We start from the raw sequence: 21,583 nt of genomic DNA, 5'->3' as shown, positions 1-21,583 counted from the left end.
TTATCGGCGTGATCGGTAGGGATACCGGTTACGCCGATTTTTATTTAAGACTAAAGTGAGACTAAAGTGCGGCGACGGCTCGGCTCAATTCCTCCACTTCGTCAGCCGTTGTGCTCCAAGTGGTACAGAAACGAACCAGCTTATGGTTAGCATCGATCTTATTGCTGATCTCAAAGGCAAAATTAGTGGCCAACTTGCTAATCTGCGCCTCGGTCAAGACGAAAAACTGCTGATTGGTAGGACTGTCAATATAGGGCATAATACCTTTTTTTTGGAACGCCTGCTTAATTTTTTCGGCATAGGTGTTGGCTGGCGCGTTGATTGTAAAGTATAGATCGTCTTTAAAGAGTGTATAAAATTGTAGGCCGAGCAGCCAACCTTTGGCCATTAAACCGTTGTTTTGTTTTATGCAGTTGCGAAAATGCGGCTTAAGCAACGGGTTGATAATGACGGCTGCTTCACCGAGCAAAGCTCCACATTTAGTGCCGCCAATATAAAATACATCAGTAAGACGGGCGAGGTCGGCCAAAGTCATGTCACAGGCCGGTGAGGTTAAAGCGTAAGCGAGGCGAGCTCCGTCGATGAAAAGAAAGAGGTTGTACGCGTCACAGACTTGTCTTATTTCTTCCAACTCGGCCAAAGAATACAAAGTTCCATACTCGGTAGGTTGGGAAATATAGACCATTTTAGGCTCGGTAATGTGTTCCGGTGCCGTTGCTTCATTAAACGCGGTGGCAGCAGCCATGATTTGTTTGGCTGTAATTTTGCCATCGGTTGCGGGCAAAGCTTCTATTTTATGGCCTGCATGCTCAACCGCACCGGTTTCATGAGTATTTATATGACCGGAATCAGGGCTTAAAACGCTTTCATACGGGCGCAAAGCGGCGGCGATAACGGTTACGTTGGTTTGAGTTCCACCTTCGAAAAAATGAACTTCAGCTTCGGGGCAGTTCAAGTGTTTCTTGATGGCTGCGGCAGCGCGCTCGCACCAAATATCTTTGCCGTAGCCAGGATAACTCTCTCCGTTAGTTTCCCTCAGCGCATCCAAAATCGCCACATGCGCTCCGTGATTGTAGTCATTAGCCAAAAAAATCATAGTTTCTCCATACCTCCTCATATTAAAACACCAAAGTAGACTCCGGTGCCTGTATGCTAAATAAAAAGATTTGGTGAAAAAATTTTTTCACCAATTTTAAAATCAGGCCTTGGCGCAGGCCTCCGCTAGCCTCGATCACCACGCTAGCCTCGACTGCTATGCTAGCCTCGATCACTACGCTAGCCCTGATCGCACTGATCGCCTTGACCGCGCGGATCGCCTCAACCGATTCGATGAAGCTCTGCCATTCTTCGAATCAGAATGACCACCGATCCGTCAAGCAACTAAAATATTATCCCGTTTTCAATGTGAAATAAGGCGACGTTGTTGAACAGTATATTTGCGCAGCCGGCCAATAGCGAGGCCATCACCAAGTAAAGCAAAATATTGAACATTATCGAACGGTTGCGTTCAAGTCCAAATTCACCGGAAATAGTGATGACATTGGCTAAGAGTGAAACGGCCATGGACAGCCAGAGAATCCCTACTGCCAGAAAACCTGAGCCATAAATCAAGAACCAACTGAGAATGAAAAACATCATTTGATAGAGCAGGCCTGGCAAAGTGGTGCGATAGCAACGCAACCATGTTATACCGTGGTATTTAATTATGCGCAGAAAGAAAAAAGTAAGCACTATTTTTAGTGGCCAATGGACGATATATAGAAGAGTGATAAAGGAAGGTAGAGAAAATAAAGCATCTGAAGGAGCTTGATTGAACAGTGAATACTGCAAAAATTTGCCCAAAGTTGTATGCCGGACAAAGAGATTCATACTGGCGAATATAACCAATGTATTTAAAATCATTACCAAAAATGGCACGGATCTACTGCTGTTTACCGCGAGCGAACCGCAGTCTAGAGGCCGGAAAATAAGTGCATGAAATTGGTAACACGCCTGTCGCCAGGTGTTAATCAGTTTGTAACGATTGAAAGAAAATCCACCGAACCTGTTTCGCCTCCGTTCAGCCCTGTTACGGCCGCTTTCTTTACTATTGTATGAGGTTTGTGAGGCCCCCGAGTTGGCGCGTTCTGAACCGGCAGAATTGGGCCGTTGGCCTGAACAATCGCTGTTTTCTCCCGTGTACCCTGCCGTTTTACAGTGACATTTAACATTTTTCGCGAGTTCTCGCCCGCAATAAAAACAATAACGCGGCATTATTTTCTCCTTAAATCACCATTATGTATACATTATATCAAACATGAGGGGAATTACGCATATTTTGCCCTGCTAATTGTGAATTAAACCGCCGTTTAAATGTAAAAATATATTTAAGCCGCTGTTTGTTTCAGCGTAAAAAAAGTATAATAATTCTATTTCTTTGTTATACAAATGTAATGTTACATTAACTAATTTAGGCGCGTGATAGACTAGAATAAATTGAAACGGTAAGAAAATTTAAAGAAATATCGAAAGTCTTTAGGAGAAAGTATGCAGAGTAAAACGCAATCGTTTATCAAATCATTTACCGGCTGGCGAGGCCTTGCCGTCCTGTTTGTATGCTTATATCATTGGTTCCCGGGGCAAATTAAAGGAGGCTATTTGGGTGTGGTTATTTTCCTCACCCTGTCCGGATATCTGGTAACCGATTCGTTTTTTTCGGAGTTCCGTGAGAATAAGAAGATATCCTTCCGCAACTTTTATTTGAGACGCGTGAAGCGCCTTTACCCACCGCTGATTTTCTTTGTGCTCCTGACCACGGCGTGGACGTTGATTGTTCAAGATGACGTGCTATACAATTTCCGTGGCAGCGTGTTTACCACTTTGTTCGGGATCAACAACTGGTGGCAAATAGGACAAAATTTATCGTATTTCCATCAATTTTCCTTGCCGGGAATTTTTACTCACATGTGGGCATTATCGGTCGAGATGCAGATCTATCTGATCTGGCCGCTGATTGTTTTGGCCATATTTAAGTGGAAACCGCGCGCTACTAGGCGTACATTAACCTTTGTTTCGCTGATCGGGGCAGCTGTATCATTGATCTTCCTGGCGGTGGCTTATGTAGCTTCTGATAATATGACTAGGGCTTATTACGGTACGGACACCAGAATTTTTTCTTTCTTCTTGGGTGCTGCCATGGCCGGTGCTTTTAGTCGAAAACGCTTGCAGAATTTGTATCGCATCTTCAGTGCCAAGGCGAAATATATCGTACTTGCCGCTGCCGGTTTAGCGATCTTGCTGATGTTCATTTTGCCGGGCGACCATTGGATTTCTTATTTCGGCGGTATGCTGATATTCAATCTCTTGCTGTTGACGGCCTTAGTCGGATCCGCTGATCCATCCGGTTTGCCAGGTCGACTTATAGCAAACCCGGTCTTCAACTTTTTGGGGCAGCGCAGTTACAGCCTGTATTTGTGGCAGTACACGCTGTTGGCTTTGAGCAAGGCTGGGTTCCGGCTCAGTGGCTTACCTTATGGGGCAGCGGTTTTGCTCCAAATATTATTCTTACTTATTTTGACGGAAATTACTTATCAGTTGACGGAAAAGAACTTGGCGGAATTGCTCGGTCGGTTTAAACTGCGCAAAATTAAAAGTGGTGCTCGCCTGAAGAGTGTTCCGGTACTTTTGGCTACGGCAGTTCTGGGTCTTTGTTTCATTATAACTGCTGTCAAGGCTCCGGCCGGGGTTCCGGATGATGTCCGGGAAATGCAGGAACGTCTGGCTAACGGTGGTAAACTGTTCAGTCCGGCCGAACGGGAAAAACAACAGGCCAAAGATAACGCTGGCAAAAACGGCAGTTCCAGGGCAGAAAATGAAGGAAACGGCGGTACTAAGTCACCGACGAGCAGCAAACGTGATGGTAGCGAGGGCAACCTTAAAAATACAAAAGAAACAGGTGCCGCTGACGGTGATGAAAATATAGCCGATCAGTCGAAACCGGCAGACGGTACTGATGAGGGCGGCAATGCGACGAAGGAAAAAACCGGCGCGGTCAAACAGTTTAGCGACGTGATTGCCAAACACCCCGATTTAGAACTTACGGAAGAAGAAGCCGCCCGAGCCGGTGACACCCAGATATATGCTGTAGGCGACTCCGTGCTGGAAATGTGTCGTAATGATTTTGCCCAAATCTTGCCCAATATGACCATAGATGCTGCTGTAAGCCGGCAGATCCCGGCCGGAATAGATATTTTGCGTGGCTTGAAGAAGACGAACAGCCTACCGCCTTATGTTTATTTCGCTTTAGGCACGAATGGAGTGGCCAACGCAGCTATGTTAGACAAGCTAGCGACTGAATTTAGTGATGTCAATATTTACATAAGCACTATTGTTACTAATCAGGACTATGAGGAAAATGTCAACAAACTTATTCGCGATGCTGCTTCACGGCATCGTAACCTTCACTTGATTGACTGGTATAAGTTTGCTAAGGGCAGGACAGAGCTGTTTTACAATGATGGTACGCACCCCAATGTGAGTGGAACCCCGTATTATGTGCAATTCGTTGCCAAAAATATTCTTAAAGCAAAATGAAAAAATGACTAAAGAAAGTGATTATAAGAAAGGATACGATTATGCAGGGCAGAGGAAGAAAAGCGGCGAAAGTAAAAAAAATCTTTGATGTACACGATTTAATTATGACTCATCAGGCTAACGCTTTTTATGAAAGAATTATTTGGCCGATTATCAGTGAGTATAAAATTACTTACAATCAGTTGCTGATATTGTTAATTGCGGATGACTGCCCGGGCATTCAAATAAATGAATTGGCGTTTTGTTTCGGTGGTGCTCAAAGTAATGTGTCTTCACTTTGCAAGAATCTGGAGTTGCACGGCCTTATGGAGAGGCGGCGTGAGGGCGCGGATGAGCGTCGGGTAATGGTCGAGGTTACGCCGGCCGGCCAAGAAATAATTAGCGCATTGAAAGGAAATTTGGGGCAAAGTTTGACGCAAAAGACTTTGCAGGAAAATTTGGATGAAATGATGGCTTGGTTTGTCGGCAAGTAGGGCTTGGGGCTTAGCGGTTTGCGGTTTCAGGGCTTTGGCCGAACATGGACAGTGCGCTGATGTGCTTGTGAGCTGCCGGCAAAATGTTAGAAAATGCTGGACATCATCGAATCTGTCAGCTGCTGTCCTACGTACGCCAAGTATGCCAAGTGCAAATCATGCTATACAAACGCCGTTCAAACGGCCACATAGCCGCCGATCAATAAAGTATAGGGAGATTAGGGTGGCAGGTGGCGTGCATCTGAATTCCTTGTGCTGTTTACTCGTCCGCGAAATCGGTTAGCCAGACATTGTAGCGCAACAGATAAGCTATAGTGACGACAGGACCGTGACCGCAGAGCACCGGCAAGGCTGGCGGTAAGGCTTGCAGGCGAGGCAACAAGTCGATTAAGGTCTGGCGCATATCCTGGATATTTCCTCCCGGAAAATCCGTGCGCCCTATGGAATTACCGATAATTGTATCGCCGGTGAATAAAGCAATCGCTTGACCGGCTTTTTCCCAGAGAAAACATACACTGCCCGGCGTATGACCGGGAGTATGCCAAACTGTTAATTTATCCTGTTCTGTCAGCTCAATCGTCTGACTGTCGCTCAAAAATTCATCGATGGGGTTATAAGTCGCTGGATGACCGAAAGCGGCTGAGCCGTTATAATTGATATCTGTCAAATATCTTGTTTCGGCAGCGTGAATGGCGGCTGGTGCTCCACTGCGAGCTCGCCACTCATCCAACCTGCCTATATGATCGAAATGCCCGTGCGTAAGAAAAATTTTGCCCAACTTTTTATTGTCGATCAACGGCAAAATGGCATCCGGATTGGCAGAAGCCTCGATTAAATAAGCCCGGCAGCTGAATTCTAATAAATAATTATTGGCAGTAAGGCCAGTTTCAGGAATAACGGTAAGTTCTTCCGGCAAATTAAGCATAGTTAACCTCCTTAAATTTCAGATTGACGAGAACATATCAGCTTTGTTTCGTAAATTTTAAACAGTACTGTTAAAATAATACCTTTGGCGATGCTGGACAAGGAAATGGCCCACCAAACACCGTTAACGCCTAAAGATGTATGTATCAGGTAATAAGCCAAGGGAATACGGGCTCCGGTCAAAATTACTACTATGAAGGAGCAAAGAGCGGTTTGGCCAACCCCGGCAAAGGCTGCTGCGGTTATGATTTCCAGACACATGAAAAATTGTGATAATCCAAGAATGCGCAAATAGCTTATTCCACCGGGAATTACCTGAGGATCGGTAATGAAAATTTGAAAAATATACTGTGGCAACCCGATCAGGATCGAAGTGGTGACGAAGCCCAGGCAGGTCATTATCAGACAGGCTTTGTTGAAACCCTGCTTCGTGCGTTCCCACTGGCCGGCACCGAAATTTTGGGCAATAAATGCGGTCAGTGCCACGCCAAACCCCTCGGCGGTCATCCAAGACAGAGATTCAATTTGACTGCCTACTTTTTGTATAGAAATGGCGGCATCCCCAAATTCGGTAATCATGCGTGCCAAGACCATGGCGATTGAGGAATAAAGCATGGTCTGCAAAGCTGGGGGCAAACCTAGGCGCAGAATCTTTCGCCATTCCCTGAAATCAGGACAGGTTAAGATGCGCAGCTTGCGGAATAATTTTTCGTTGCGAGTTGCCCATAAAAAGCAGATGAAAACTACTGCTTGCGAAAAGACGGTGGCAATCGCCGCTCCGGCCGCCCCCCACCCGAAAGTGAAGATGCACAGCGGATCAAGAACAAAATTGAGCAGCAGACCGATTATGGTTGCGTACATACTGATTTTGCTGCGTCCGTCGACCGTTACCAGACTGGTGTATACGCGAGTGGTGAACGAAAAGAAATACCCTAGACCGACCAGCCGCAAATAGGTTTCGGCTTGCTGTATGGTGGATGCTTCGGTAAAGTGGAAAAAAGCGACTAAACGGGGGGTGAAGACAAATTGAAGAATGGTGTAAGTGAGTGATATGCCAGCCGTTAACTGTAAGGCTGCTCGCACTGTTTTTTGCGCAGCTGCAAAATCGCCTCTCCCGAGGTTCTGCCCTAAATATACTTGTCCGCCGATTCGGCTGAGCAATAATAAGCCGTCACCGAACCAAATGAACATTCCGGCTGCGCCGACCGCTGCCACGGACCGGTATCCGAGCCGGCCGATCCAAGCTGTATCCACCAGATTGTAGGCCATTTGGATGAGGGCTGAGGCCATTATCGGCAAGGCTAACCGCGTCAGGGTAGAAATAATATCGCCTTGCAAGAGATTTAAAGATTTTTTGGTTAGGGGAGATGAGGTTTCCATTGCTCGATTTTAACACAATTATTATTTGTCGGCCACTGCCGGGATCGAGGCTGATCGTCGAGGCTGATCGTGAGGCCGACCGCGCGTCAATATATTGCAGGCTACCCCGTAAAGCTTTTGCTGGCTTTGGGGTTGAGCAGGCTTTTTCTGTGGTCTATACTAAGAAAAACTATCTATTAAGCTGGGTGACGGCGGAACCATGAAGTACGAACCACGAAGTACGAACCGCGAAGTACCGATATTACATGTATGAGGATTGACGGGAGTTTAAATATGAAAACTTTAGCAGATCTGGGCAATATTTTGCCGATTCCTTCAGGGAAATTTGCCGCCGCGGCTGAGCCGAGAGAAATTGAGGCGACGAACGGAGTAGCAATCAGACTGGCCATGCAAGTAAATGCGGTGAGTATCGACTCGCGCCTGGTCAAAACCGGGACTCTATTTGTCGCCTTGAACGGTGAGAAAACCGATGGCCACCGTTATTGGCGACAGGCTTTAGCTCAAGGAGCTACGGCGGTAGTTCTGGAAAATTTGCCTCCTGAACTAATTGAAGCAGATCAAACAGATTTGCTGAGCCGCGGTGTAATAATAGTACCTTCGACAGCGGCGGTCCTTACCCCTCTCTGCCGCGAGATTTACGGTACGGCGACGATTACCCGGAATTTGCACGGTATCACCGGTACTGACGGTAAAACCACTACTACGGCAATGATTACTTGGCTGCTGAACAAAGTTGACTATCCCGCTGGAAGCATCGGTACGCTCGGCGCGAAATTGCCGGATGGCAGAAATCTGCCAACTGCCTACACCACCCCACCTGCGCCCGAACTGCATCGGCTTTTGGCGCAACTGCAAACCAACGGAGCGCGGGCTGTTTGTATGGAAGTATCCTCCCAGGCGGCCGTACAACATCGGGTTGATGCTCTTGCCTGGCAGACCATGACTTTCACCAATTTCACGGTTGATCACTTAGATTATCATCATACGGTTGAAAATTACGCTCTTGCCAAAGCGAGCCTGTTTCGGGGTTTGAGCAAGGCAGCGACGGCTGTTTTGAATGCTGACGACCCATTAGCATATTATTTGGCTCAACTGACCCAGGCTCAAAAAGTTTTTTATTACATTCAAGATGATGCTTTAGGCTCTCGGGGCGATTTTAGTCAATATATAAAAGACCGCAGCAAAATTTTAGGCAAGGCTTGGGAAAAGTTCATGCTTGAAGTGCAGGAAAAAATCCCGCCCGAATCCAGTCGCGAGATTTTGTGCAAAGCTGCGGCGGCGGGGCGAGTGGTGGCGGCACGTAATGTAAAGCCGACAAATTCCGGCTGGCAGGCGGAAATTAGCCGGGGGGAAGAAACATGCACGTTAACTATTCCATTGCTAGGTCGCTTTAACTTGAACAATGCCTTGGCCGCAATAGCTACCGCCATGGTTATTTGCCCGAACATCGATTTGAGGACTTGGGCGGCGGCGATGGCGACAATGCCGGCAGTTCCCGGGCGTCTGGAGATAATCGACGGTCAAGGGCAGGCTTGCCCGACTTGCCGGCCTTCGAACGGAAAACTGAACTTGGAAGATACAACCACACCTTATCGGGTAGTGATAGATTTTGCCCATACGCCGGGAGCCATGGAAGCTTTGCTAACCGAGGTGAGGCGGCATTGCTGCGCGAATAAAAAACTTTGGGTATTGGCTAACTCGTGTGGCAACCGCGATCGGGGCAAACGTCCACTGATTGCCGCCGTTTGCGAACGTCTGGCTGATCGAATTGTTCTGACCTTAGAAGAAGTTGGGCAAGAAAATCCGGCAGAGATTTTGGCAGAATTACAAGCTGGGTTCCGGCAGCCGGAAAACATCCCAGTTGTCCCGTTGCGGCAGGAAGCGATTCGCTATGTAATTAGCCGGCTCGAGCCAGGCGATTATTTTGTTGTGCCATCTTTGGGCGATGAACACACTTATAATATCAACAATGTAGCCTATCCCTATGTTGAACGCGATTTTGTTAAGCAGTGCCTGGCAGAAAGGGCGATGGTCGATGCGTTGATCGAGCTTAGCAGCAAATCCGCATTCAAGTCTGACGGAGACAACATGGGTGTGGGTGAGCCGACCTGCAACACGAAAATTCCCTGTTTGCCAGCCTATTTTGCACGCATTTACTATAGTAGATGGCGCGATTCCAACCAATCGACAATGAATTGAAAGACCTCGTGCCGATTAACCTCATTGAGAAGTTCGTGTCTAGCTTCCGGCCACAGTTTAAGCTGAACATCTTTAAGCCCGTGATTTCTGTACAAATCAGTTGACTTCTTAACGCCGCGCCCGAATTTCCCCACCGGATCGGCTGTGCCTGAAATGAGCAGCAATGGTAATTCAGGTGAGATATTGCCGTACAACTTTAGCTTACTATAATCACGCCAACCATCCGCCAAATCGCGGAAAAAGCCGTTGGTGCAAGGAAAACCACAGTCAGCATCGGCGATGTAGAGATCAACGGCGGCGACATCACGTGAAAGCCAGTCAAAAGCAGTTCGGGCGTGCTTTATGCCCCGGTTGTTTTGTTGATTTACAAGATTGTTAAGTAAGTGCGAAACAGCCTTATCTCCCTGTAAACGACACAAGGCGGTGGACATTATGTGCATAAGAGTCGTGGAGGCATCAGCCGTTCCAGCCGTCCCAGAAAGAACGGCGCCGTTGAGCTTTTTGCTATAGCGCAACAAATAAGAGCGCGTCAGAAACGATCCCATACTATGCCCGAAGAGCGTGAGGGGGAGGTCGGGGTAATCCTTCTTAGTCAAGGTAATTAGAACATCTAAGTCGTCAACAACCTTAAGCCAACCGTCCCGATCGGCAAAATAGCCTAGCGGCAGACCCAGGGCGAGACTCGCCTGACGACCGGTTGCGCCGTGGCCGCGATGGGCCGGAGCACAGACCACACAGCCATGTTTACATAAAAAGTTGGCAAATTCATTGTATCGTAACGGATGTTCGGCCATCCCGTGAGCAATGACGACAAGACTGCGAGGCGTGCCGGCCGGATACCAAGTATAATAAGTTATCGTCTGACCATCGGTTGAACGAAAAGTTGCACTCTGCATAAGTCACCTCACAAATACAATATAATTTCAGATATATTTTAGCACAGGTCGTGCGCCTCGAAAAAATTTACAAAAAATATCCAATTTTCGGGTAATTCAACAGATATTATTCGATTGTTTTGCTATAATTCATAAACGAATCAATAAACAGCGACACGAAAAACGGAAAAACAGAGCGTAGGCGGCTGTCTGACAACAGATATGACACCGAATGATGTGCTGCCGACGACATGACGCTCGAAAGTGAGAAAGATTATGTTCACATGGCTAGTACATTTTAATTTACTTTGCGCCTTCCTTTTTACAGCATTTTACTTGTACCGTATAAGGTATTTCATTACCACCTATAAATTTTGGGAAAAAGATATTACCGTTCGGCCGGCTGAAAAATTAAGCCGCTTGGCGGTTTTAATCAGCGCACGTAACGAAGAAAACGTTATTGGTCAACTTTTAACTAGTATATATGCTCAGGATTATCCGAACACTTTGTATGAAGTTTTCGTAATCGCAGATAATTGTACGGACAATACGGCAATGGTTGCTCGCTCGAAAGGGGCGCATGTTCTGGAGCGTTTCAATACAACGCAAGTGGGCAAGGGCTATGCTTTGAACTTCGCTTACCAGAAGATACAAACTATGTACCCGAAGCATTATTTTGATGCCTACATGGTTTTTGACGCGGACAATTTGTTAGAGCCGAATTTTTTTTCCGCGATGAATAGAACTTTCACGGCCGGCAACCCGATTGTGACTTCTTTTCGCAATTCGAAAAATTACGGCACGAATTGGATCTCTTCCGGTTATGCCCTGTGGTTCATGTATGAAGGCATATTTTTGAATTACCCGCGGACATTGTTAAATCGCAGTTGTACAATTTCCGGCACCGGATTTTTGGTGGCTGATTCTGTTTTAGCGGAAAACGGCGGCTGGCCGTTCCATTTGCTGACCGAGGATGTAGAATTCTCGGTGAATTCAGTCCTGCAAGGTTACAAGATCAGTTTCTGCCGAGATGCTGTTTTGTACGATGAACAGCCGGATACCTTTAAAACTAGCTGGCGGCAGCGCATGCGATGGTGCAAAGGCTTTTATCAGGTATTTGCCAACTACGGGGGGCGTTTATCGGATGCTCTGGTGTTTAACGGTTCAAATTACAAAAATTCGCGCACGATCTATTATGACATTTTTTTCACTTTGGCTCCGGCCGCGATAATTTCTCTGCTGTCCTTGTTCGGGACATTGGGACTTTGGGGGCTGAGTTTTATTCCGGAACTGTTGCCGCCGCTTGAAGCTGTCAAGGTTCAGGCTGCCGCCCCGTTCATGTTGATGAATTCTTTCATCGGTTATTATTTGATTCTTTTTGTGATGGGTGTTCTTACTCTACTTAAATGCAGAACGATGATTTATGCGCGCCGGTGGGAAAAAATTATCTCCGCCTTTACATTCCCCTTGTTTATGTATACGTATCTGCCAATAGCTTTGGTTGCACTGTTTAAAAAGGTGGAGTGGAAGCCGATCAGGCACAGTGTGGCAAAATCAATTGATGAGGTTAGGACTTGAGTTTTTGAAAAACTGGGAAATCACTGCAGCACGCAACATTAATATTCTAGCACAATTTTTTCTGTAAAACATTCACAAATAACGCGAGAAAAAATGCCGCTGAATTAGTATAATATAACCATAGAACGTAAACGAATACTCGCCAACCGCATTGGTTGAGAAAGGGGCGGACTATGAACATTACTATTACCGGCAAAGGAATGAACATCGGAGAACAGTTGCACAATAGAGTGGTTAGCAAACTGAGCAAGTTCAATCGTTACTTCGGCGATGATGCCAAAGTAAGCGTGAAAGTGCGGCCGGAAGGTGACGACAAGTGCATGGAGATTACTATCCGAGTAAGCCGTCATATCTATCGTTCAGAAGCGGTAGCCGGAGATGTGTTTACCGCGTTGGATTTGGCCATGGCTGGGATGGAACGTCAAATCCGTAAGCAAAAGTCAAAGATAGAGAAGAAGATCCGCGAATATGCTTACATGAAAGAGGCGCTCCAGAAAGCGGCGGAATATACGGATACAGATTGTTCCCCGGAAGACAGCAGCATTATCAAGCATAAACAATTTGAACTGGCGGAAATGACCGCTGACGAAGCGGCTCTGCAGATGGAGCTGATCGGTCACAGTTTCCACCTCTTCCTAAATTCTGAAACCGGCAAAGTAGCTTTGGTTTATAAGCGTAAAGACGGCAATTACGGTTTGATTGAACCTACATACTGATCTTGTAGCAGCTTATAAGGCTGAACTGGAGGATCGTTTGCTTTAAAAGACGACTGATTGTCTTGAGATAGGTTGAGCGATAGTTGTTTCTGGATAAGGCTTAGTCTTTGAAATAGATAAGGTATCTGAAATCGGCGCGACATCTGTCGCGCCGATTTTTTAATTATTTGCAGGCATAAAACGATTTGCATGCATGTTGAATGAGGATGATAGCTGTAGTTTCTTTGTTTTCCGTAAGAGTCATTGTTCTAATCACATAGTTTGCTCAACCTGTGATTGACAATTGCCAATTTTTAATTGCTAAAATAGATAGATTTTGATATGCTATTGACAAAAATATGAATAAAGTACAGCTCAAGAAAGAGGCCGGAGTAAGCAGTAATTCAATTGCTAAACTCGGCAAAAACGAAGCGGTTCGTATGAACGTACTCATGAAAATAGCCACTGCACTTGACTGCAAAATTGAGGATTTATTTGAGACAGTGAGAGAAAGAAAAGATTAAAGACGTGAACATTGCATAATATGACTTATTGGAGGCTAAATTTTAATGGCAGATAAATCAAAAGCTACTCTTGGTTTTGAGAAGCAAATCTGGGATGCGGCATGCGTGCTGTGGGGGCACATTCCGGCATCAGAATATAGAAACGTAATTATCGGGCTTATTTTCTTGAAGTACATTTCTACGGCATTTGACAAGAAATATCAACAGCTTATTGCTGAAGGAGATGGATTTGAGAATGATCCTGATGCATATCTTGAAGATAACGTATTCTTCGTACCGGAGGATGCCCGTTGGGAAAAGATTGCCAAAGCAGCACATGAGCCGGAAATTGGAAAAGTTATTGATGAAGCCATGCGTGCAATCGAGGCTGATAATAAAAAACTCAAAAACGTACTTCCAAAGAATTATGCCAGTCCGGATCTTGATAAGAAAATCCTCGGCAATGTCGTTGACCTCTTTACAAACATGGATATGAGCGATACGGAAGGCAACCGTGATGTTCTCGGCAGAACCTACGAATACTGCATCGCTCAATTCGCCGAAAAAGAAGGCAAAGGTGGCGGTGAATTCTATACGCCGTCAAGCATCGTAAATACACTAGTGGCAATTTTAAAGCCTTATGCAAATTGTCGCGTATATGATTGCTGCTGTGGCAGTGGCGGCATGTTCGTACAGAGTGCAAAGTTCATTCAGGCACACTCCGGTAACCGAGGCTCAATTTCAATTTATGGTCAGGAAGCTAATCCGGATACATGGAAGATGGCAATCATGAATCTTACGATTCGCGGGCTTGATGCAGACCTTGGTGCTTATCATGCAGACACATTTACAAATGACCTTCATCCAACATTGAAAGCAGACTTCATTCTCGCCAACCCTCCCTTCAACTACAATCCGTGGGGACAGGAAGATCTGAAGGACGACGTTCGCTGGAAATACGGTGTACCTCCTGCAAGCAATGCCAACTATGCATGGATTCAACATATGATTCATCATCTTGCCCCGAGCGGAAAAATCGGGCTAGTTCTTGCAAACGGAGCATTGTCTTCCCAGAATGGTGGCGAGGGCGAGATCAGAAAGAAAATCATTGAAGATGACTTAATCGAAGGTATCATCGCTATGCCTCCCCAACTCTTCTATAGCGTAACTATCCCCGCGACGCTTTGGTTCATTACAAAGGGCAAGAAACAAAAAGGCAAAACAGTTTTTATCGATGCACGAAAAATGGGACACATGGTAGACCGTAAGCATCGAGACTTTACCGAAGAAGATATCCAAAAGCTCGCAGATACAATTGAGGCTTTCCAGAACGGCACGCTTGAAGATGAAAAAGGTTTCTGCTCTGTAGCGACGATTCAGGATATAGCAAAGCAGGATTACGTTTTGACTCCGGGACGCTATGTTGGTATTGAAGAGCAGGAAGATGATGGTGAACCGTTTGATGAGAAAATGACCAGACTGACATCAGAACTTTCTGACATGTTCGAACGCTCTCATGAGCTTGAAGACGAGATTCGTAAGAAGTTGGGGGCAATTGGATATGAAATATAAATGGACAATTAAGACTTTATCTGACATTGCAGATTTCAATCCGAGGGAGAGCCTTTCAAAAGGCACCCTTGCAAAGAAAATTGCAATGGATAAACTGCAACCATTTTGCAGGGATGTTCCATCCTTTGAGCTGGAAAAGTTCTCCGGTGGCACGAAATTCAGGAATGGCGATACGATTATGGCACGAATTACTCCGTGTCTTGAAAACGGGAAAACTGCAAAGGTCAATATCCTTGATGACGGAGAGATAGGATTTGGTTCTACAGAGTATATTGTTTTTCGAGCAAAGGAAGGAACCGATAAGGATTATCTGTACTACTTGGTATGCAGCCCATTAGTCCGTGAACCAGCTATCAAATCTATGGTTGGATCATCCGGACGGCAACGTGTGCAAACAGATGTAGTGCAAGGATTAAGTATTGCAGTTCCACCAATAGAGGAACAACGGCAGATAGGAGGTATTCTCAGGGCATTAGATGACAAAATTGAGCTAAACAACGAGATAAACAAGAATTTAGTGGCTTAAAGGTCGATGTTGGATACATCAAGTTCGCCGGACATTAGCTGCGGCAATAACGTATCTCGCAAGTCAGCAAGACGGGCAGTTTCAGTTTGTCTCTCCGAGATCATTTCAAACATTGGAGCCACGGTCTCATGAAAACGAGTTAGCATATATTTTGGTGGAATCAAAATAGAGGTATTCTTGAAATCTGTCTTATTAAATTTGGGCTGAGCAGATCCTCCTTTTATTCCCTGTATGAGTGCTTGGCTTGGAGATACTTAAACCAAATATAAAGGTAGTAACGTAAATGGTCATCCTCTGGTCTAAGCATAATAATGTTATTTCCTAGGGTCATGCGGCCATCCAGCTTCGGACAAAGGAATACACTTCCCACGTCACCAACATTGGAAATGATAATCTCTCCGCCATATAGGGTAGATTTGGACAAGAACTCATAGGAATGTTGGTCAACGAAAACTCCAAAGGAACCCGACTTCAAATCAGTGTTTCTAATGAAATAGGCATAGTTTGGCTCTTGATATAGGTTAACATTAGCTTTTAAAGACGCAAAGCTACCATTGGCCACATAGTCGGTTACGAGCATGGGTAAATTGCCAACCTTAACGACGGTGAAGTCCTCAGGTATTTCTCCAAACTCAGAGTTTACACGATGGCTTATGCGAGATAAGGAAAATATAGAAAACCAAGAGCGAAATAACTCAACAGCTTGCTCTTCTAAATTCTTGTTTAACGTACAGCCATAACTCTTGCGAGTGGCGAGAGTTAAAAATAGGGATTGCCACTCCGTAGTCTTTCTCTACGATAGAAAAGGAGAATAGACTATGAAACAGAAAGTAATCAATGAGGTTATGCAGGGCATGCTCGGCTACCTAAACAATATGCAATTAGAAAAACTGCAGGAAGTGCTGGAGCATACATTGTTCCACAAACAAATAAGCGAGACGGAGGAAGAAGTCAATGCAGGACTAACAAATGAAGAGTTCCTGAATAATTTTCTCTCGGCAAAACGGATCGAGGGATGCTCTGAAAAGTCGTTAACTTACTATCGGGCAACAATTGAAAGTATGACAACAAGAATTAAAAAGAATGTCCGAGAGATAGAAACAGATGATCTGCGTACATATTTGACAGAATATCAGCAGGAGAAAAACTCAAGCAAGGTTACTGTGGACAATATTAGAAGAATTCTATCGAGCTTTTTCTCTTGGTTGGAGGATGAGAATTATATTCTAAAAAGTCCGGCACGCCGTATACATAAGGTTAAGGCAGCATTGACCATCAAGGATACATATACCGATGAGGCCTTGGAGAAAATGCGCGATAGTTGCGAAGAGCTACGAGATCTGGCACTTATAGACATACTTGCTTCAACGGGGATGCGTGTCGGAGAACTAGTTCTCCTTAACAGAGATGATATCAACTTTGAGGAGCGAGAATGTGTGGTGTTCGGTAAAGGCAGTAAGGAACGAATGGTGTACTTTGACGCACGAACTAAGATTCACCTACTTACCTACTTGCAGGGACGTACTGATGATAACCCGGCACTGTTTGTTTCACTCCGAGCTCCGCATGAGAGACTGAAAATCGGCGGGGTTGAATGTAGACTCCGAGAGCTTGGAAATAAGCTGGATATAGAGAAAGTTCATCCGCATAAATTCCGCCGTACGCTTGCTACGATGGCGATTGACAAAGGTATGCCGATCGAACAATTGCAACAACTGCTTGGCCATAAGCGGATTGATACTACACTGCAATACGCAATGGTAAAACAAAGCAATGTAAAATTAGCACATAGGAAATATATAGGTTAGGACGGTGGCATAATGACAGATTGGGAAAATATCGAACTTGGAAATATTTGTGAGGTTGTGAGAGGAGGTTCTCCGCGCCCCATAATCGACTACATAACTGATGAACCAGATGGCGTAAACTGGCTCAAAATTGGCGATGTAAAAGAAACAGATAAGTTTTTTACTCATGCCAATGAGAAAATAAAGCCTTCGGGTATTCCGAAAACAAGAGAAGTGAAGGCGGGAGATCTTATCCTTTCCAACTCAATGAGTTTCGGAAGAGCATTTATAACGCTGATTGATGGGTATATTCATGACGGATGGCTTAGATTACGATGCGATGAGAGCAGACTCGACAAAGAATACTTATATTATTTCCTTACTTCCAATCTTGCCCAAAACCAGTTTAAGGCTATAGCAACGGGGTCAGTCGTAAATAACCTGAAGTCAGATACGGTTAAGGCGATAAAAATAGATTTGCCAACACTTGGAGAGCAGAAAAGGATTGCGGAAGTTCTCTCCATGTTTGACGATAAAATCAAATGCAATGAGGAGGTAAACAAGAATTTAGAGCAGCAGGCGCAAGCTCTTTATCGTGAGATGTTTGTTAACACAACAAACGATCAAAGACGCACTTGCCGAGCAGAAGAATACTTTGATATTGCTATCGGAAAAACTCCTCCGCGCAAGGAACATCAGTGGTTTACGACAAATCCCTCCGATGCTACATGGGTTTCCATTTCGGATATGGGTAGCTGTGGCACCTATATCATCAGGAGTTCCGAGCAGCTTACGCAAGAGGCCGTTGATAAGTTCAATATAAAAGTTGTTCCCAGCAATACTGTTCTCTTGAGTTTCAAGCTCACAGTAGGTCGAATTGCAATCACTCACGGTGAAATGATTACCAATGAGGCCATTGCACACTTCAAGACAGATAAGGCTTTTATCAATGAGTATCTGTACTGCTATCTGAGGGATTTTAATTACCAAACTATGGGAAGCACTTCCTCAATAGCAATCGCAGTCAATTCAAAAATCATCAAGGCTATGCCGTTTGTTATTCCTGCGGATGATGAGATTTCTCGTTTCCACTCCGTTGTTGGTCCGATGTTCGAGCAGATTCTAAACAATCAGCTTGAAAACGATTCGCTTGCTGATTTGCGAGATACATTATTGCCTCGCCTTATGTCTGGCGAAATAGATGTTTCCGACATAGACCCCTAAGCCGCTAAATTCTTGTTTGAACCAGAGCATAGATGAATGAAAAATACTCCAAATAGGAGGATAATGTAAGAGATAAATAAAGGAGTAAAACTCATGCCAGGATTTTATACAGAAGCGGACTATGAGAGTTCGATAATAGAATTATTCCAAAATATGGGATACAGGTATGTCTATGCACCAGATTTGGAGCGTGACTTTCATAGCCCCTTATACGAAGAGGAATTACTGTCAGCGTTACATAGGCTAAATCCAAAAATGCCGGAAGATGCTATAGCCGATGCACTGTTCAAATTGAAAAATTTTGAAAATGCTGAGCTTGTCCAGAAGAATGAACTATTTATGGACTATCTTCAACACGGAATTGAAGTTAGGTACTTCGTGGATGGCGAGGAACGCTTCGGCCTCGTATATATTGTCGACTATAAAAATCCTGATAATAACTCCTTTGTTGTAGCAAATCAGTGGACTTTTATTGAGAACAGCAATAAACGTCCGGATGTGCTTCTGTTTTTAAATGGCATGCCAGTTGTACTTGTTGAGCTGAAATCGCCATCTCGTGAAGAGACTGATGCTTCAGAGGGCTATCTGCAGATTAGAAACTATATGCAAGAAATCCCGTCGATGTTTATATATAACTGCATTTGTGTTATTAGCGATCATCTGACTAGCAAAGCCGGCACCATCACTTCCGGTGAGGATCGCTTCATGGAATGGAAAACAAAAGACGGTAGTTATGAGAATACACAATACGCTCAGTTTGACACATTCTTTGAGGGAATGTTTGAAAAAGAGCGTTTGCTTGACATCATCAAAAACTTTATTTGTTTCTCCAATGACGGGTTGAATAAGTTTAAGATTCTGGCGGGTTATCACCAGTATTTTGCAGTTCGAAAGGCTATCGAATCTACAAAAAACGCAACAGTCACTGACGGTAAAGGTGGCGTATTCTGGCATACACAGGGCAGCGGGAAATCTCTATCTATGGTTTTTTATGCCCACCTTCTGCAGGAAGTATTGGATAGCCCAACTATCGTAGTAATTACAGACCGTAACGATCTTGATGATCAGCTTTACGGACAGTTTGCTAAGTGCAAAGATTTTCTACGTCAGAATCCGGTACATGCTACCTGTAGGAAATTGACAGAGACTTCCGGTAAAAATGATATCGGATTGAAAGACTGGCTGGAAGGCAGGCAGGCAAACGGCATCATTTTTACAACGATGCAGAAATTTGAAGAATCATCAGAGCCACTTTCTAAGCGCCGTAACATCATCGTGATGGCTGATGAAGCGCATCGTAGCCAGTATGGGTTGAAAGAAAAAATTGACGCTAAAACCGGTGAGATAAAGACTGGAACGGCACGTATCATACGTGACAGTCTGCCAAACGCTACATATATTGGCTTTACTGGAACACCTATTGCCGCAAAAGATAGAAATACTCGCGAAGTGTTCGGTGACTACATCGATATTTACGATATGACGCAAGCTGTAGAAGACGGTGCTACAAGACCGGTCTATTACGAAAGCCGCGTTATTAAGCTAAAATTTGATGAGCCTACGCTTCATCTGATCGATCAGGAATACGACATTATGGCAAATAATGCTGACCCTGAAGTGATTGAGAAAAGCAAGAAAGAGCTTAGCCAGATGGATGCTGTTCTAGGCAATGACGCTACTATTGATTCTCTTACTAACGACATTATCAGCCACTACGAAAACTATCGAGAAAACCTGCTAACCGGAAAAGCAATGATAGTTGCTTATTCTCGCGAAATCGCTATGAAAATTTACAAGCGTATTCTTGAGGTTCGCCCAAGCTGGCAGAAAAAGGTTAAGGTCGTAATGACCGAGAGTAATAAAGATCCTGAAGAGTGGCGTGCTGTTATTGGAAATAAGCATCACAGGGATGAGCTTGCTAAAGAATTCAAAGATAATAATAGCGAGATGAAAATCGCCATAGTTGTTGATATGTGGCTTACAGGATTTGATGTTCCTTCTCTTGCAACAATGTATGTCTATAAGCCAATGCAGGGATATAACTTGATGCAAGCCATTGCCCGCGTCAATCGTGTTTTTAAGGATAAAGAAGGCGGTTTGATTGTTGACTACGTGGGCATAGCGTCAGCATTGAAACAAGCCATGAATGACTATACAGCTCGCGATAAAAAGAACTATGGGGATACCGATATTGCTAAAGTTGCATATCCAAAGTTCCTTGAGAAGCTTTCCATTTGCCGTGATCTATTCCACGGATATGATTATTCCAAGTTTACGAATGGTACTGATCTAGAACGCTCAAAGACTATCACCGGTGCAGTTAACTTTATTGTGAGCATTGACAAGGAAAGAGAACGTGAAGACTTCATCAAAGAGGCACTGCTATTGCATCAGGCTTTGTCGCTCTGCTCATCACTTGTAGAGAGAGGCCTTCGAGTAGAAGCTGCATTCTTTGAATCTGTTCGCGTGCTTGTTATGCGCTTAATAAATCAGGGTGAAGATAAAAAAATATCTCTGCCGGAAATGAACGCTCGCATCAATGAACTTCTGAAATCCAGCATCAAGAGTGATGGCGTTATTAATTTGTTCTCTGATGTTAAAGAAGAATTCTCCCTATTTGATCCTAAATTTCTTGAGGAAATTTCAAAGATGAAGGAGAAAAACCTTGCTGTTGAACTTTTGAAAAAATTGATTGCTGAGCAGATACAGATCTATAGACGATCAAATGTAGTCAAATCCGAGAAGTTCAGCGAAATTATTCAAGGTGTTATGAATCGATATCTTAATGGGATGCTGACAAATGAAGAGGTTATTGAAGAGCTTTTGAAAATGGCACAGCAAATTCAAGATGCCCACAAGGCTGGAGATGAACTTGGCCTTTCTGAAGATGAGCTAGCCTTTTATGACGCATTAACCAAACCACAGGCTATTAAGGATTTCTATGAAAATGATGAGCTGATTGCCATCACTAAAGAACTTACTGAAACACTTCGTAAGAATCGTACGATTGATTGGCAAAAACGTGATTCCGCACGTGCTAAAATGCGCATGATGATTAAAAGGCTTCTCAAACAGCACCGCTATCCACCTGAGGGTATGGAGGATGCTGTCAAAACAGTAATGACTCAGTGTGAGCTGTGGACGGATAGAACAGATCTATAGTTTTGCATAATTTATGATCATTCTTCCAGTTCGATTTTTCAATGACACAAAGTGATGAAAAGACCCAAACGAATATGACGACACCTGCGCCGATTTTGTTTGGGCAGGAAGGA

19 protein-coding genes are annotated in these 21,583 nt (G+C 44.5%); 12 read left to right on the top strand and 7 right to left on the bottom strand.

The window, feature by feature from the left end:
• Window positions 1–61: 61 nt before the first annotated feature.
• Together HMPREF0868_RS05910 and HMPREF0868_RS05905 are read right to left on the bottom strand one after the other, a co-directional pair.
• On the bottom strand, window positions 62–1,096 hold the full coding sequence (locus tag HMPREF0868_RS05910) for a threonine aldolase family protein (protein ID WP_012993811.1): 1,035 nt from the start codon (window positions 1,094–1,096) through the stop codon (window positions 62–64).
• Between the two features lie 284 nt (window positions 1,097–1,380).
• Window positions 1,381–2,253, bottom strand: coding sequence for a hypothetical protein (locus HMPREF0868_RS05905; RefSeq protein ID WP_012993809.1), 873 nt, complete (start codon window positions 2,251–2,253; stop codon window positions 1,381–1,383).
• Window positions 2,254–2,526: 273 nt separating this feature from the next.
• Here HMPREF0868_RS05905 and HMPREF0868_RS08030 point away from each other — a divergent pair, with 273 nt between their 5' ends.
• Together HMPREF0868_RS08030 and HMPREF0868_RS08025 are read left to right on the top strand one after the other, a co-directional pair.
• Entirely contained in the window at window positions 2,527–4,572 is a 2,046-nt protein-coding gene (locus tag HMPREF0868_RS08030) for an acyltransferase family protein (RefSeq protein ID WP_012993808.1), read from the top strand.
• A gap of 41 nt (window positions 4,573–4,613) precedes the next feature.
• Window positions 4,614–5,045, top strand: a complete 432-nt coding sequence (locus HMPREF0868_RS08025) for a MarR family winged helix-turn-helix transcriptional regulator (protein ID WP_012993807.1) — start codon at window positions 4,614–4,616, stop codon at window positions 5,043–5,045.
• A gap of 259 nt (window positions 5,046–5,304) precedes the next feature.
• On the opposite strand, the gene HMPREF0868_RS05890 is transcribed toward HMPREF0868_RS08025, so the two are convergent.
• Both HMPREF0868_RS05890 and HMPREF0868_RS05885 read right to left on the bottom strand, forming a co-directional pair.
• Window positions 5,305–5,970: an MBL fold metallo-hydrolase gene (locus HMPREF0868_RS05890; protein WP_012993805.1), complete on the bottom strand. Its 666-nt coding sequence runs from the start codon at window positions 5,968–5,970 to the stop codon at window positions 5,305–5,307.
• A gap of 11 nt (window positions 5,971–5,981) precedes the next feature.
• Entirely contained in the window at window positions 5,982–7,349 is a 1,368-nt protein-coding gene (locus tag HMPREF0868_RS05885; RefSeq protein WP_012993804.1) for an MATE family efflux transporter, read from the bottom strand.
• On the opposite strand from HMPREF0868_RS05885, the gene HMPREF0868_RS05880 reads away from it, so the two are divergent.
• Together HMPREF0868_RS05880 and HMPREF0868_RS08020 are read left to right on the top strand one after the other, a co-directional pair.
• Window positions 7,349–7,552 (top strand): hypothetical protein, encoded by a 204-nt coding sequence (locus HMPREF0868_RS05880; RefSeq protein ID WP_012993803.1) that lies wholly within the window; start codon window positions 7,349–7,351, stop codon window positions 7,550–7,552. The two genes, HMPREF0868_RS05885 and HMPREF0868_RS05880, sit on opposite strands and share 1 nt — an antisense overlap.
• A gap of 70 nt (window positions 7,553–7,622) precedes the next feature.
• Window positions 7,623–9,548: a Mur ligase family protein gene (locus tag HMPREF0868_RS08020; RefSeq protein WP_012993802.1), complete on the top strand. Its 1,926-nt coding sequence runs from the start codon at window positions 7,623–7,625 to the stop codon at window positions 9,546–9,548.
• Here the strand turns inward: HMPREF0868_RS08020 and HMPREF0868_RS05870 are convergent.
• Window positions 9,506–10,444 (bottom strand): alpha/beta fold hydrolase, encoded by a 939-nt coding sequence (locus tag HMPREF0868_RS05870; RefSeq protein ID WP_012993801.1) that lies wholly within the window; start codon window positions 10,442–10,444, stop codon window positions 9,506–9,508. The two genes, HMPREF0868_RS08020 and HMPREF0868_RS05870, sit on opposite strands and share 43 nt — an antisense overlap.
• A 255-nt stretch (window positions 10,445–10,699) precedes the next feature.
• On the opposite strand from HMPREF0868_RS05870, the gene HMPREF0868_RS05865 reads away from it, so the two are divergent.
• From HMPREF0868_RS05865 to HMPREF0868_RS05845, 5 genes are all read left to right on the top strand, one after another.
• On the top strand, window positions 10,700–12,001 hold the full coding sequence (locus tag HMPREF0868_RS05865; RefSeq protein ID WP_012993800.1) for a glycosyltransferase family 2 protein: 1,302 nt from the start codon (window positions 10,700–10,702) through the stop codon (window positions 11,999–12,001).
• Window positions 12,002–12,174: 173 nt separating this feature from the next.
• Entirely contained in the window at window positions 12,175–12,717 is a 543-nt protein-coding gene (gene hpf / locus HMPREF0868_RS05860) for a ribosome hibernation-promoting factor, HPF/YfiA family (protein ID WP_012993799.1), read from the top strand.
• A gap of 338 nt (window positions 12,718–13,055) precedes the next feature.
• Window positions 13,056–13,220, top strand: coding sequence for a helix-turn-helix domain-containing protein (locus tag HMPREF0868_RS05855; protein WP_012993798.1), 165 nt, complete (start codon window positions 13,056–13,058; stop codon window positions 13,218–13,220).
• Between the two features lie 45 nt (window positions 13,221–13,265).
• Entirely contained in the window at window positions 13,266–14,771 is a 1,506-nt protein-coding gene (locus HMPREF0868_RS05850; RefSeq protein ID WP_012993797.1) for a type I restriction-modification system subunit M, read from the top strand.
• Window positions 14,761–15,297: a restriction endonuclease subunit S gene (locus tag HMPREF0868_RS05845; protein ID WP_012993796.1), complete on the top strand. Its 537-nt coding sequence runs from the start codon at window positions 14,761–14,763 to the stop codon at window positions 15,295–15,297. Before HMPREF0868_RS05850 ends, HMPREF0868_RS05845 begins: the two co-directional genes overlap by 11 nt.
• Here the strand turns inward: HMPREF0868_RS05845 and HMPREF0868_RS08550 are convergent.
• Together HMPREF0868_RS08550 and HMPREF0868_RS05835 are read right to left on the bottom strand one after the other, a co-directional pair.
• A complete protein-coding gene (locus HMPREF0868_RS08550; RefSeq protein ID WP_012993795.1) occupies window positions 15,294–15,410 on the bottom strand; it encodes a hypothetical protein in 117 nt (38 codons plus the stop codon). The genes HMPREF0868_RS05845 and HMPREF0868_RS08550 overlap by 4 nt on opposite strands.
• Before the next feature lie 107 nt (window positions 15,411–15,517).
• Window positions 15,518–15,877, bottom strand: a complete 360-nt coding sequence (locus HMPREF0868_RS05835) for a restriction endonuclease subunit S domain-containing protein (protein WP_049779015.1) — start codon at window positions 15,875–15,877, stop codon at window positions 15,518–15,520.
• Between the two features lie 238 nt (window positions 15,878–16,115).
• Between HMPREF0868_RS05835 and xerA the strand changes: the two genes are divergently transcribed.
• The 3 genes from xerA (at window position 16,116) to HMPREF0868_RS05820 (ending at window position 21,470) form a co-directional block, all read left to right on the top strand.
• Window positions 16,116–17,105, top strand: coding sequence for a site-specific tyrosine recombinase/integron integrase (gene xerA / locus HMPREF0868_RS05830; RefSeq protein ID WP_012993794.1), 990 nt, complete (start codon window positions 16,116–16,118; stop codon window positions 17,103–17,105).
• 12 nt (window positions 17,106–17,117) lie between these two features.
• Window positions 17,118–18,308, top strand: a complete 1,191-nt coding sequence (locus tag HMPREF0868_RS05825; protein ID WP_012993793.1) for a restriction endonuclease subunit S — start codon at window positions 17,118–17,120, stop codon at window positions 18,306–18,308.
• Between the two features lie 93 nt (window positions 18,309–18,401).
• Window positions 18,402–21,470, top strand: a complete 3,069-nt coding sequence (locus HMPREF0868_RS05820; RefSeq protein ID WP_012993792.1) for a type I restriction endonuclease subunit R — start codon at window positions 18,402–18,404, stop codon at window positions 21,468–21,470.
• The last annotated feature ends 113 nt before the right edge of the window (window positions 21,471–21,583 follow it).

Origin of the sequence: Mageeibacillus indolicus UPII9-5, assembly GCF_000025225.2 — a bacterium.
GTDB lineage: Bacteria > Bacillota > Clostridia > Saccharofermentanales > Fastidiosipilaceae > Mageeibacillus > Mageeibacillus indolicus.
The sequence above is the reverse complement of the archived record's forward strand: the minus strand, read 5'-3'. Positions and strand labels throughout refer to the sequence as shown.